Origin of the sequence: Prauserella marina, assembly GCF_002240355.1 — a bacterium.
GTDB lineage: Bacteria > Actinomycetota > Actinomycetes > Mycobacteriales > Pseudonocardiaceae > Prauserella_A > Prauserella_A marina.
On sequence record NZ_CP016353.1, the window covers coordinates 6,271,097 to 6,283,862 of the forward strand.

At 67.5% G+C, this 12,766-nt stretch carries 13 protein-coding genes; 1 reads left to right on the forward strand and 12 read right to left on the reverse strand.

Going from position 1 to position 12,766, the window contains the following annotated elements; translation table 11 throughout:
- Positions 1–70: 70 nt before the first annotated feature.
- From BAY61_RS29075 to BAY61_RS29105, 7 genes are all read right to left on the reverse strand, one after another.
- Positions 71–856: a type III pantothenate kinase gene (locus BAY61_RS29075; protein ID WP_091802969.1), complete on the reverse strand. Its 786-nt coding sequence runs from the start codon at positions 854–856 to the stop codon at positions 71–73.
- Positions 857–1,357: an aspartate 1-decarboxylase gene (panD, locus tag BAY61_RS29080; protein WP_091802966.1), complete on the reverse strand. Its 501-nt coding sequence runs from the start codon at positions 1,355–1,357 to the stop codon at positions 857–859.
- A 13-nt stretch (positions 1,358–1,370) separates the two neighbouring features.
- Entirely contained in the window at positions 1,371–2,285 is a 915-nt protein-coding gene (gene panC, locus BAY61_RS29085) for a pantoate--beta-alanine ligase (protein ID WP_091802964.1), read from the reverse strand.
- The gene (locus BAY61_RS29090; RefSeq protein ID WP_245865526.1) at positions 2,282–3,178 is read right to left on the reverse strand and encodes a Rossmann-like and DUF2520 domain-containing protein; all 897 of its coding nucleotides are present in this window, start codon (positions 3,176–3,178) and stop codon (positions 2,282–2,284) included. The genes panC and BAY61_RS29090 overlap by 4 nt, the downstream gene beginning before the upstream one ends.
- Before the next feature lie 144 nt (positions 3,179–3,322).
- Positions 3,323–4,447, reverse strand: a complete 1,125-nt coding sequence (locus tag BAY61_RS29095; protein WP_091802960.1) for a PrsW family intramembrane metalloprotease — start codon at positions 4,445–4,447, stop codon at positions 3,323–3,325.
- Positions 4,448–4,519: 72 nt separating this feature from the next.
- Positions 4,520–6,271: a DUF6779 domain-containing protein gene (locus BAY61_RS29100; RefSeq protein WP_091802957.1), complete on the reverse strand. Its 1,752-nt coding sequence runs from the start codon at positions 6,269–6,271 to the stop codon at positions 4,520–4,522.
- A 69-nt stretch (positions 6,272–6,340) separates the two neighbouring features.
- The gene (locus tag BAY61_RS29105) at positions 6,341–6,802 is read right to left on the reverse strand and encodes a DUF3180 domain-containing protein (RefSeq protein WP_091802955.1); all 462 of its coding nucleotides are present in this window, start codon (positions 6,800–6,802) and stop codon (positions 6,341–6,343) included.
- Positions 6,803–6,885: 83 nt separating this feature from the next.
- Here BAY61_RS29105 and BAY61_RS29110 point away from each other — a divergent pair, with 83 nt between their 5' ends.
- Positions 6,886–7,806, forward strand: coding sequence for a helix-turn-helix domain-containing protein (locus BAY61_RS29110; RefSeq protein WP_091802953.1), 921 nt, complete (start codon positions 6,886–6,888; stop codon positions 7,804–7,806).
- A gap of 1 nt (position 7,807) precedes the next feature.
- Here the strand turns inward: BAY61_RS29110 and folK are convergent, their stop codons facing one another.
- The 5 genes from folK to ftsH are packed head-to-tail and all read right to left on the reverse strand — an operon-like array spanning position 7,808 to position 12,604.
- A complete protein-coding gene (gene folK, locus BAY61_RS29115) occupies positions 7,808–8,299 on the reverse strand; it encodes a 2-amino-4-hydroxy-6-hydroxymethyldihydropteridine diphosphokinase (RefSeq protein WP_091802951.1) in 492 nt (163 codons plus the stop codon).
- Positions 8,296–8,658 carry a dihydroneopterin aldolase gene (gene folB / locus BAY61_RS29120; protein WP_091802948.1) on the reverse strand — a complete coding sequence of 121 codons (363 nt, stop codon included), beginning with the start codon at positions 8,656–8,658 and terminating at the stop codon, positions 8,296–8,298. The genes folK and folB overlap by 4 nt, the downstream gene beginning before the upstream one ends.
- Positions 8,648–9,526 (reverse strand): dihydropteroate synthase, encoded by an 879-nt coding sequence (folP, locus tag BAY61_RS29125; protein WP_476742279.1) that lies wholly within the window; start codon positions 9,524–9,526, stop codon positions 8,648–8,650. Before folP ends, folB begins: the two co-directional genes overlap by 11 nt.
- Positions 9,523–10,212, reverse strand: a complete 690-nt coding sequence (folE, locus tag BAY61_RS29130) for a GTP cyclohydrolase I FolE (protein WP_420848782.1) — start codon at positions 10,210–10,212, stop codon at positions 9,523–9,525. The genes folP and folE overlap by 4 nt, the downstream gene beginning before the upstream one ends.
- Entirely contained in the window at positions 10,193–12,604 is a 2,412-nt protein-coding gene (gene ftsH / locus BAY61_RS29135; protein ID WP_091802944.1) for an ATP-dependent zinc metalloprotease FtsH, read from the reverse strand. Before ftsH ends, folE begins: the two co-directional genes overlap by 20 nt.
- Positions 12,605–12,766: the final 162 nt, after the last annotated feature.

A 12,766-nucleotide genomic window follows, 5' to 3' on the forward strand; every position in this document is an offset into this window, starting at 1 on the left:
AGGATGCGGGGAGTTCCGCCGACCGCTCGTCACCGCGGTACCGAGGGCGAAAGGGCACTGACCGCGCGGCTCAACGAATGTTGCGCTCGTACACGAGCCGCAAGCCGTGCAGGGTCAGGTCGGGAACGTGCTCGGTGATCGTCTCCGATTCGTTCAGCACGAGCGGGGCGAGACCGCCCGTCGCGATGACCTCTACCGGCTCGGTCCCTCCGGAGGACAGCTCGGCGGCGATCCTGCGCACCAACCCATCGACCTGACCGGCGAAGCCATACAGAATCCCGGCCTGAAGGCACTCGACGGTGTTCTTGCCGATGACCGACCTCGGGGGCACGAGTTCGACCGTGCGCAACGCGGCGGCGCGCGAGGCGAGCGCGTCGACGGAGATCTCGATGCCCGGCGCGAACGCGCCGCCGAGGAATTCGCCCTTCGCCGAAATGGCGTCCACGTTGGTCGAGGTACCGAAATCCACGACGACGCACGCCACGTTGTGCAGATGGTGCGCGGCAAGCGTGTTGACGAGCCGGTCGGCGCCGACCTCCTTGGGATTGTCGACGAGCAGCGGGACACCGGTCCGTACGCCGGGTTCGACGACGACCTTCGGCACGTCGGGGTAGTACCTGCCCAGCATCACCCTCAGCTCGCGGAGCACGGCCGGAACGGTCGAGAGCGCACTGATGCCGGTGACCGAGTCGGCGAAGCTGCCGAGCAGCCCTCGCACGGTCAGCGACATCTCGTCCGCTGTCATCCGCGTATCGGTGCGCATGCGCCAATCGCGCACCAGCTCGGCCTGCTCGCCCTTTCCCGAGTAGAGACCGAGCGCGATGTTCGTGTTCCCGGCGTCGACGGTGAGCAGCACCTAGTTCTCCGCGTGCAGCAAAGCATCCAGCTTCGCCGCGTCGACGGTCTCGGCGACGGGGAACGGCTGCGGCTCCCCCTTGCCGCTTTCCGGAGGAAGGGCCCCACTGACGAGACCCGATCCTCCCGGCGCCCTCGCCGGGTCGTGCCCGAGGTCGACGATGCGGTTGTCGGCGTCGACGAACACGATCCTCGGCTGGTAGGAGACCGCCTCGGCCCTATCCATGTGTCCGTAGGCGATGAGGATCACGAGATCGCCGGGATGCACGAGATGCGCGGCGGCTCCGTTGATCCCGATGACGCCGCTTCCACGCTCGCCCTTGATGACATAGGTTTCCAGCCGGGCGCCGTTCGTTATGTCCACAATGGACACCTGCTCGCCTGGAAGCAGGTCGGCCGCCTCCATCAACGCCTCGTCGACGGTCACCGAACCGACGTAGTGCAGGTCGGCCTGTGTCACGGTTGCGCGATGGATCTTCGATTTCAACATCGTGCGGTACATGTCGGACTCTCCCTCAAACCCCTGCGTCCTCTGTGGATCGCTCCAGTCCACGCTCCGCCGCCACACCGAGCAGGACCGCAACGTTGTCGATCAGCCGGGTGTCCCCGATCCTCGCCGCGATCACGAGACGTGCTTCCCCATCAATGGGAACCTCCCCCAGGTCGGTTCCCCTCAGCTCCAGATAGTCGACGTCGACCTCCGGCTGCGCCGCAAGCGTACTGCGTGCGGCGGCCAGTACGGCGTCAGATCCGTTGATTCCCGAATGCGCGCCCGCGGTGAGCGCGGCCGACAGCACGACAGCCTGCTCGCGCTGCTCCGGCGTCAGGTAGGCATTCCGCGACGAAAGGGCGAGTCCGTCGTGCTCACGCACCGTGGGAATGCCGATGACCCTCGTGTCGATGTTCAGGTCGCGCACCATGCGTTTGATGAGCACGAGTTGCTGATAGTCCTTCTCCCCGAACAACGCGTGATGCGGGCGCACGATGTTGAACAGCTTCGCCACGACCGTCAGCACGCCCTCGAAATGGCCTGGCCTTGCCGCGCCCTCCAGCACCGCGCCGAGCGGGCCGGGAGCGACCGTCACCGAGGCACCGTCGGCGTACAGGTCTTCCGTGCCAGGGGTGAACGCGATGTCGACGCCCATGTCCTCAAGCACTTCGAGATCGCGGTCGAGCGAACGAGGGTATGCCTCGAAGTCCTCTCCCTCACCGAATTGCAGCGGATTCACGAAGACCGAGGCGACGACGACCGTGTTCGGCAACCGCTTCGCGCGCCTGACCAATTCCCTGTGCCCCGCGTGCAAAGCGCCCATCGTCGGTACGAGCGCGACCTTGCGGCCGACCGCGCGCAGCGCCGCCGTCACCTTCGCGACCTCGTCCGGGCCGCGGTACACGTTGAGCTTGCCGCGCGTGAACTGTGGGCTGTTCATGATTCTTCACGTCCGTCGTCGAGGAGTTCGATGATCTCGGCCGCCGGTTCGGCGCCGAGCAAGCCTGCCTTGCGTGCCCTCGCGACGGTTCGCCGCGCCAGCGTCGCATAGGAGGGCTCCACCTCGGGCGCCTGCTCGGCAAGCACCTCAAGGTGTGTGCCCACGGTGCCGGTATCGCCCCGAGCCACCGGCCCGGTCAGCGCCCTGTCACCGTGCCTGAGCACGTTGTCGAGCGCGGCCGACAGCAGCGGAGCCAACAACCGTTCGGCATTGCGCACTCCATTGTCCCGCAACAGCTCCGCGCAGTCGGCCACCAGGGTCATCAGGTGGTTGGCTCCATGCGCGAGCGCGGCGTGGTAGATGGACCTCGCCGATTCGGGGATGCGGACCGGCTCCGCGCCCATCTCGACGGTCAGCGCCTCACCGACATTCCAGGCAGCCTCGTCGAATTCCTCCGCGGTGACCCCGACGCTCGCCGAAGCCATCCGGTCCAGATCCTCGCTCCTGCCGGTGAACGTCATCACGGGATGCAGGGCGAGCGGCAACGCGCCGAGCTCACTCGCGGGCCGCAGTACCTCGACGCCGTGTGCTCCCGAGGTATGCACCACGATCTGTCCTGCCCGAAACGCACCCGCCTTCGCGAGCCCTGCCGTCATCGGAGCCAGCGCGTCGTCCGGGATGGCGAGCAACACCAGGTCGGCTTGCCTTGCCACTTCGTCGGGCGGCAGCAGGGGGACGCCGGGCAACAACCGTTCGGCCCTGCTCACCGAGGCTTCGGAAATGCCGGAGGCGGCGACGACACTGTGTCCCGCACGCGCGAGAGCGGCGGCGAGCACGCTGCCGACCTTTCCGGCGGAGACGACTCCGACCGCGAGCCGGGCGGGGCGCGTCACCGCGTGCCCCATAGGACGCTCATCTTCACAGACTCCCAAATTCGTTCCAGTCCCGCTCCTGCGCGGGTACCAGACGACGGCGCGAGACTAGCCGCGGTTCGGGGTGCCCGCGCGAAGTAGGTGACGAGCTTCACCCGTACCGGGTCACCCCGACCTGCGCGCCGTCGCGAGCCGGACGGCGTGTTCCCTGCTGGCCCTCACCACCTTCAGCAGGTCGTCGTGCTTGGCGCTCGCCTTCGCGTCCTTTGCCGCCTTGCGCCGGAGAAACGCCAGCTCAGTGACGCCTGCCTGATATTCGGCGACCGCTCTGGCCGCCTCTTTGCCAGATTCCTTGCGGGCGAGCCGCCGCCACTTCTTCCGCTCGTTCAGGTCGGCGAGCAATTCGACCTCGGAGCGCGCGATCCAGCCTGCCTCGGCCATGGCCGGCAACGCGGCGGCGATGATGCGCTGCTCCCTCCTTCGTTGCCACAGCACGAGCAGGAAGACACCGATGAACATCGGCACCATGATCAGGAAGTAGACGTTGAGGAACGTCGTCGCTCCGCCGAGGGTCGCCGCCGCGTTCCACAGCGAGTGCAGGAGGACCGCGGCCAGGTAGGCGCACACCGAAACCAGCAGCTTCGCCTGCTTGCCGCGCAACCTGACCGCGTACCCGATCCCGATCGCGGCGATGACCGTGAACAACGGGTGAGCGAAGGGGGAGAGCACGCCCCTGAGGATGAAAGCGGCCACGACGCCGGAACTCATCCCGTCGCCGAAACCCTGCTCGGCGAACGCCCTTCCGAAGTAGTAGATGTTCTCGGTGAAGGCGAAGCCCGCCGCGCTGAACCCGCCGTACACGATCGCGTCGACGATGCCGTCGAACTCGTCCGCCCGCCGCCACAGGATCAGCAGCACCGGGACGATCTTGACCGCTTCCTCGATGAACGGCGCCGATACGATCGCGCTGATCCTGCTGCCCTGGCCTGAACCGAGCAGCAGGTCGCCGACGGCTTCGGCGGTGTCGTTGACGAGCAAGGCGGTGAGGGTCGCGACACACGCGCCCCACAGAAAGGTCAACAGCAGCAGCTTCGCCGGTTCCGGCTCCCAGCGGTCGATCCACAGGAAAGCCGCGACCACGATCGCGACAGGGACCACAGCGGCGACGACCCCGATGATGACGGCGAGAACCCCGACCCTGACCGTGGCCAGCCCGAACACGAGCAACCCGCACAACGCCACCCCGGCGAGCCCGACGACGGGCAACAGAACCGTGATCCTTCGCGGCATGTGCCTGCGTAGCTGACTCCCGTGCCCGTTGGGCTGTGCTCCCCTCACGCGGGCACCCTAACCGTGCGCCGATCAGTCCTCAGCGCGGCGCCTCCTGCGCGAAGGTGTGCTCCGCGTGCCGTGTGCGGCGAGCAGTTCGCTGACCGAACGGCCTTCCGCGTGCGATCCGGCCTGTTCCTCGACCAGCGGGGGCTGCTCCTGCGCCCTCCGGCCGCTCGATCCGTTGTTCGTGGCAGGCTCCTCAGCGGATGGCTGGGCGTGCCGGGAACCGTCCGGCTTCCTCCGCCTACCGCCCGAGGCGGCACCATTGCGCGCGTCGTCGGCGGGCGCCTCCGCATCGGCCTTCCTGCGGCGGCCTCCCGACCGGCCCTGCAACTCTCGCGCCGCCGGCGGCAACGTCGGGTTCGGCTCGACGGCCTCCTGCTCGAACGGTTCCTCCGGCACCCGGTGCGTTCCGGACCTCGCGGATTCCGGTGGGGCTTGTCTTTCGGCCTGCGGTCGCTGCGGGGGGCTCACCGGCGGCGTGAGCCGCGTCGGCGGTTCGGCGACGGGCTCCGGCCTTGCCTTCGTGGCGGGGTCCCAATCCGGATCGGCACCGCGCGCGTAGGCGGTCGGCGCCTCGGCGACCGGTTTGCGTGGCGGCGGGCCTGCGCTCGCGGCGGGGTGAGGACGTCCCCGCGCGGGCGGCTCCATCGCCGGCCTCGTCGGATTGGCCATCGGTGGCCTGCGGACCTGTGCCTGCTCCGGCGGCTTGGCTTCCTGCCGTTGCGGTTTCCGCTCCGGCGGGCGTCTGGCCGCGGCAGCCTGCGGCTGCTGCGGAGGCGGCACGGGGCCGGGCGGCTGCGTGGCTTTCGGAGGACGGTGATCGGCCATGGCACGTTCCGCCGCCTGCTCAAGAGCGCGTTCGGCGGCAAGCCGCTCGGCTGAGATCTCGACGGGACGCTCGACCGGAACCTGCTGCGGTCGGGACCGTTCCGCCCTGTTCTCCGGCCCCTGCGGCCTGGCCTGCGAGTTCACGACGTGTTCGGTGGGGCGAACCCTGCGCGTCGGGGGGTCGCCCTTCCTCACGGGCTGCTGCACCGGCCGCACGGAGGGCCTGCTGTCCTCTGGGGGACGGGAGGGACGGGGAACGAACTGAGTCCTCGCCGGTTCCTGCTGCTTCGCGGGCCTGCCGGGTGGCACGCGCCGCTGCGCGGGCTCGGCTTCCGCGACCGGGGTGTCGACGTGGTCGATGACCCTGCCGATCAGCTCGGTGGGCGGGTCTTCGGCCGCCTCACCGTCACCCTCGACCACCTTTCCCGCCGTGAGCTGTGCCTTCGCGCCGTTCCCGTTCTCGCTCGCCGTCACCAGCTTCGGTTCCTCACCGAGCGAGCGCATCCGCGTCGATTGCGCCGTCAGCGCGACCCGCTCCCACAGCACCTCGCCACCGAAGAGCGTCTGGAGGTTGTTGCGCAGCGACGTGATCTCGGCACGCAGCGCGTCGAACTCCTCGCGCGACTCCTCCTCGATCCGCTGCCGGGTCTCCGATTCGACCTCAAGCTCGAACTCCCGCCTCGCGGCGATCTCCTTTTCGAGTTCGAGCTCGTAGATCTCCTGCGCTTGCGCTGCCGACTCCTGGGTCGTCGCGGCCTGCTTCCGGTACCGCGTCGCGACGAAAGCACCGATCAGCGCCGCCCACAACGCGGCAAGGATGCCGAGCCGCAGCCAGCGAAGGTCCTCGGCAAGCACGAGCGCGACGGTCGCGCCGATGGCGAGGAACAGCCCCACTGCCAGCCACGGCCTACCCGCGGCGCGGCCAGGCGAGTTGTCACCCACGCCAGTCATGCCCAACACCGTACCTTCTGGTAATCGTTTTGAGACCTTGTCGGTACTTCGAGCGGTACGTTCCGAGCGTTAACCGGTTGTCCTCCGATCGCGATCACGATCACGTAAATCCGGGGCACGGCAACAGTGCTCAAGCCAGAGCGCGGCACCAATGAGGACACCCGCGCAGACCGCGCCGACGACGGCGGCTGGAAGATCGTCCGCCGCGGCCGTGATGTCATTCGACCTCGGCGCGAGGTAGACCACACCGGCCAGCCATGCGCCGAGCATCAGCGCACCGAGCAATGAGGACGCCTTGGCGAGAGCGACGGCACGGGCGATCCAGACGCCGGTGATCACCTTGCCAGTGCGAATCATGTTCCTGACGACGAAAGCGAGCGCGCCTTCGACGACGGCGAGTATCGCCAGCGTGACACCGGCGAACGTCGGCAGCCGGGGAAGCGAACCGTACGCGACCTGAAATACGAAGAAGATCAGCCCGAAGCCGATCACGGCTGCGATGAGCAGCTCACGTGGCCGCGTGAAATGCATGCCCCCTACCGTACTGAGATACCTACCGAAGGGTTGACTCTCCAGTAACTGGAGAGTTGAGGATTCCAGTGCGGGAGGGACGCATGTTCACGATCGGAGAACTGGCACGAAGGACGGGGCTGCCCGTGAAGACCATCCGATTCTACTCCGACGAGGGCCTGCTGCCTCCCACGGAAAGAACAAGGTCCGGTTACCGGCTCTACGACGCCACGGCGCTGGCCAAGCTCGAACTCGTGCGCACACTGCGCGAGCTCGGCATCGGCCTTTCCGACGTGGAGCAGGTGATCGGGAAGGCGCAGAGCGTCAAGGAGCTGGCCGAACGGCACGTCGGAATGCTCGACGAGCAGATCCGGCTGCTGCGCCTTCGGCGCGCGGTACTTCGCGCCGTCGCCAACCGGGAATCCCAACTGGACGAGGTGAAACTGATGAGCAAACTGGCCGGCATGTCGGACAGCGAACGCAAGAAGCTGGTCGACGAGTTCTGGGACGAGGTCACGACCGGACTCGACGTGGACTCCGAGTTCTACACGCGAATGCGTTCAGCGAAACCGGAGCTGCCCGACGATCCGTCCCCGGAACAACTCGACGCCTGGCTGGACTTCGCCGAGCTGGTGCGCGATCCCGGTTTCCGGGCGCTGGTCCGGAGTTGGGGCGAGGAACAGGAGCAGCGCAGGGCCCAGGGGCAGGACACGAATCCGTACTCGGAGGCCGAGCAACGGAACTGGACCGCGTGGATCGAGCGGGCCCGCTCCGGTGTCGAGGCGGGGCTCTCCGCCGATTCGGCAGAGGGCCGAGCACTCGCCGACGAGGTCGTCCGAACGTCCCTTGGGCGAGGCGAGACCGACAGCCCCGCCTACCGCGCCGAACTGGCGGACAAGATGATGGCCGGTGCCGATCCGCGTGCCGAGCGGTACTGGCAGTTGCTCGCGGTCGTCAACGGCTGGCCGCCCATCCAGAGCAGCCACGAAGCCATGGTGTGGCTGACGACGGCCATCCGCGGCTGAATTACCAGGTCAGGTCTGCCCTCAAGGTGACGGCCGCCTTGTCGGCTTCTGGTAGCGCGGTAAGCAGTTCGGCCGCGCTACCGAGGCCGGGCACCGTGGCGCCGGGATCGATTTCCAGCCACGGGATCAGTACCGTCGCGCGGTCCGCCGTTCCGGGGTGCGGAAGCAACAGCTCCGGATCGGTGGACCGCACGTCGTCCACCGTGACGACGTCGACGTCGAGCGTGCGTGGGCCCCAGCGTTGCTCCCTCGTGCGCTCCGCCTCCCGTTCGAGGCGCTGTGCCATGCGCAACCAGGCGACGTGATCGGTGTCCTCGTCGTCCACGATGCACACCGCGTTGAGGAAGTCAGGCTGGTCGAGCACGCCCCAAGGTTTCGTCTGGTACACGCTGGACACCGCGACGAGCCCATCAGCCAGCCCCTCGACCGCGAGCTTGAGGTAGCCGAACCGGTCGCCGAGATTGGATCCGAGCGACAGCACCGCCCTGCTCATCGGTCCCGCCTGACCGTGACAGCGACGTCGGCGAAGTCCAGCGGGATCGGCGCGCTCGGCTTGTGCACGGTGACCTCGACGGCCGAAAGCCGCTCGTCCTTGACGACCTCGTCGGCGATCCTGCCCGCGACGCTTTCGATCAGGTCGTACGGCTCGCCGCCGACGATGTCCGCCGCGAGCTGCGCGAGCTCGCCGTAGTGCAACGTCGTGGTGAGGTCATCGGACGTCGCGGCAGGCGTCAGGTCGAGCCACGCCGTGATGTCGACGACGAAATGCTGGCCCTCGCGCTTCTCGTGTTCGAAGACGCCGTGCCTTCCGAAGACCTTCAGGCCGGTCAGCGTGATCCGGTCACCTGGCACGGGCAGGCTCCGCCGTGCTCCCGTAACCACTGCGCCACGCCGATGCGACCAGAACGGCGTCGAGCGAGGCGCCGACGTCGTGCACGCGCACGCCCCAGGCTCCGGCCTCAGCCGCGAGCGCCGACACCGCTGCCGTCGCGACTTCCCTTCCCGCCGGCGGCCTCGGCTGACCCGATTGGTCGGCGAGCAGCCTGCCGAGGAACCGCTTGCGAGAGGCGCCGACGAGCACGGGGAACCCCATCGCGCGAAACACGTCGATGCTGTGCAGCAATGCCCAGTCGTGCTCAGCGCGCTTGGCGAAACCGAGGCCGGGGTCGAGCACGATGGCGTCCTCTGAGACACCGGCGGCGAGCGCGTTGTCGACACAACGGCTCAACTCGTCACGCACCTCTACGACGACATCCTTGTACTCGGCCAGCGCGTTCATGTCCTTGCTGTGGCCACGCCAGTGCATCAACACCCACGGAACACCCGTTTCGGCGGCGACCTCGGCCATGCCGGGATCGGCGAGCCCGCCGGACACATCGTTGATGATCCGTGCGCCAGCTTCGACGGCCGCCGAGGCCACTGAGGCCCGCGTGGTGTCGACGGAGACGACGAGGCCGTCCGCTGCCAGTGCATTGACGACCGGAAGGACGCGCCGCAGTTCCTTGTCCGCGTCGACGCGCTCGGACCCGGGCCGCGTCGACTCGCCCCCGACGTCGATGACGTCGGCGCCCCTTCGCCACATCGCGTGCGCGTGAGCGAGAGCGTCTTCCCTGCTCAGGTAACGCCCACCGTCCGAAAAGGAATCCGGGGTGACGTTGAGGATGCCCATGACCGCGCACCGACCGAGCTGTGGAAGCGCGGACTGGTGCCGCGCGGTCATCGCCTTCCCTTGATCAGGTCAAGCGCCTCCGCCCTCGACGAAGCGGATGTCTTGAGCAGACCACGCACCGCCGAGGTCGTCGTGGACGCTCCCGGCTTGCGGATACCGCGCATCGCCATGCACAGGTGCTCCGCTTCGATGACGACGATCACGCCGCGCGGCTTGAGCTTGCGTTCGAGAGCGTCGGCGATCTGGGACGTGAGCCGTTCCTGCACCTGTGGCCGCTTCGCGTACAGGTCGACCAGCCGGGCCAATTTGGACAGTCCGGTGACCTTGCCCTTCCCGTTGGGGATGTAGCCGACGTGCGCGACGCCGTGGAAGGGAACAAGGTGGTGTTCGCAGGTCGAGTACATCGGGATGTCGGTGACCAGCACCAATTCCTCGTGACTCTCGTCGAACGTCCGGTCGAGAACGTGGTCGGGGTCGCTGTAGAGACCGGCGAACATCTCGCGGTAAGCCCTCGCGACCCTCGCGGGTGTCTCGACAAGACCGTTCCTGTCGGGATCCTCGCCGCAAGCGATCAGCAGTTCGCGAACGGCGCGTTCGGCCCTTGCCTGATCGAAAATCCTGCCCGTCGCGACGGGCGTCCTCTCGGCGAGGAGCGCGTGCCCGTTCTCGGACGGCTCCTCGCCGGTGGTCAAGTCAGCCTCCACGACCGGCTCACCGCTAGCGATAGGACTGTCCATCCTGGTCGTCCTGATCCCGTTCCCTGTGTTCGCCACCGTGCCTTGGTTCGCCGCTGTGCCTCGGAGGCTGGTCGTGTCCCTGCGGCGGCGTGTTCGGCCGCCACGGAGGCGGACTCGGCCGCTCGCCAGGCGAGGTCGCCGGCGTCCATCCCGGAGGGGCACCGTAGTGGGGAGGACCGGCGGGATACTCGCCCGGCTGGCCTCCGCCACCGCCGTAAGGCCGCTGCGGAACCTGACCACCGTTTTGCTGCCTGCGGGCGCCGTTCGGGTAGCCGCCACCACCGCCGGGGGGCGGGGCGTACGGGTTGTACGAAGAAGGCGGGCTCGCGGGCTGCGGGTTGCCATACGGCGGTCCGCCAGGCAACTCGTTGCCGCCCGGCGCGGTGGCGACCGGGGTCGGCTCCGGCTCGGGCTCTTCCTCCGGCTCCGGCGGTGGCGGTGGCCACGGCTCGCCCCGCTCGATGGCGAGTTCGCCGGGGGTCTTGATCGGTGGCTTGTCCGAAGGCAACCGCTCGCCGAACTCGTTGAACGCCGTGATCCTCGGCCGCTTCTCGACGGTCGCGAAAATGCGTTCGAGATCCCTGCGCTGCAACGTCTCCTTCTCCAGCAGCGCGCGCACCAGCTCGTCGAGCACGTCCCGGTAGGTGTTGAGCACCTGCCACGCCTCGGTGTGCGCGGTCTCGATGAGCTTGCGGACTTCCTCGTCGATCTCGTGCGCGACCTCAAGCGAGTAGTCGGCCTGCCTGCCCGCCGACCTGCCGAGGAAGGGATCGCCCTGCTCCTGGCCGTACTTGACGGCGCCGAGCCGGGGGCTCATGCCGTACTCGGTGACCATCGCCCTCGCGATCTTGGTCGCCTGCTCGATGTCGGAGACGGCGCCCGTGGTCGGCTCGTGGAAGACGAGTTCCTCCGCCGTCCGGCCACCCATCGCGAAGACCAGCCTGCCGATCATCTCGGAGCGGGTCATCAGCTCCTTGTCGTCCTCAGGCACGAGCAGCGCGTGACCACCGGTCCTTCCGCGAGGAAGGATGGTCAGCTTGTACACCGGTTCGATGTCCGGCATCGCCCACGCGGCGAGGGCGTGCCCGCCCTCGTGATAGGCGGTGATCTTCTTTTCCTTCTCGGAGATGATCCTGCTCTTGCGAGCCGGACCACCGACGACCCTGTCGACGGACTCCTCAAGCGCGCCGTCGGTGATGACGTGGCCGTTGGTGCGCGCGGTGAGCAGCGCGGCCTCGTTGATCACGTTGGCGAGATCGGCACCCGACATGCCGACCGTGCGCTTGGCCAGCGAGTTGAGATCGACGTTCTGCGCGAGCGGCTTGCCCTTCGAGTGGACCTCAAGGATCTTCTTCCTGCCCCGCATGTCGGGAGCGGAAACGGGGATCTGCCTGTCGAAACGACCTGGCCGCAGCAACGCGGGGTCGAGGATGTCGGGCCGGTTCGTCGCCGCGATGAGGATGATCCCACCACGCGCGTCGAAGCCGTCCATCTCGACGAGCAACTGGTTCAGCGTCTGCTCACGCTCGTCGTGACCACCGCCGAGACCAGCGCCACGCTGACGGCCGACCGCGTCGATCTCGTCGACGAAGATGATGCAGGGCGCGTTCTGTTTCGCCTGCTCGAACAGGTCACGCACACGCGAGGCACCGACACCGACGAACATCTCGACGAAGTCCGAACCGGAGATCGTGTAGAAGGGCACCGCGGCCTCACCGGCGACCGCCCTCGCGAGCAGGGTCTTACCGGTACCGGGAGGCCCGTAGAGCAGGACGCCCTTGGGAATCTTGGCGCCGAGCGCCTGGTACCTGCCGGGATTCTGGAGGAAGTCCTTGATCTCGTGGAGTTCCTCGACAGCCTCGTCGGCACCGGCGACGTCGACGAACGTCGTCTTCGGCATGTCCTTGTTGAGCTGCTTCGCCTTGGACTTGCCGAAGTTGAGTACCCGGTTACCCCCGCCCTGCGCGTTGTTCATCATCCACATGAGGAGCAGCAGCAGAAGGCCGAGCGGGATCATGTAGATGAGGAGCTGGGTGAAGAAGGAGTCCTGGGTGACGGTGGTGTCGAACTTGACGCCCTGTTCGCCGTTCCTCGCGTTGATCAGCGAGGTGTAGAGCTGATTGGACGCTCCGGACGGGTACTTCGTGATGATCTGGTTGACTTGTTCGCCGTCAACCTCGATCGGGTCAGCCAGGTGCAGCTTGAGCTGCTGTTCCTTGTCCTCCAGGTTCGCTTCCGTGATGTTGCCGGAGGAGATCTGCTGAACAGCCTGGGACGTGGGCACATGCGTGTACCCACGGTCGCTGTCGAAGATCATGCTGAAGGCGAAATAGAGCAGCAGAACCGCGACTATCCACAGCAGTGGGTTCTTGAGCAGGCGCTTGCGGTCCATTCGATCCGGCCGTGGTGGCCTCGACCCTCCCTGGCTAGGCGGTGGGTGTGACATCCGCCGTCACGGTGTTGACAACTGGGGCACGGAGCTAACCGTCCCACCAGGGTACCGCTCGGTCCCGATCAGTAACCGAGCGATCCTCCACGCACTCAACGGTCATCG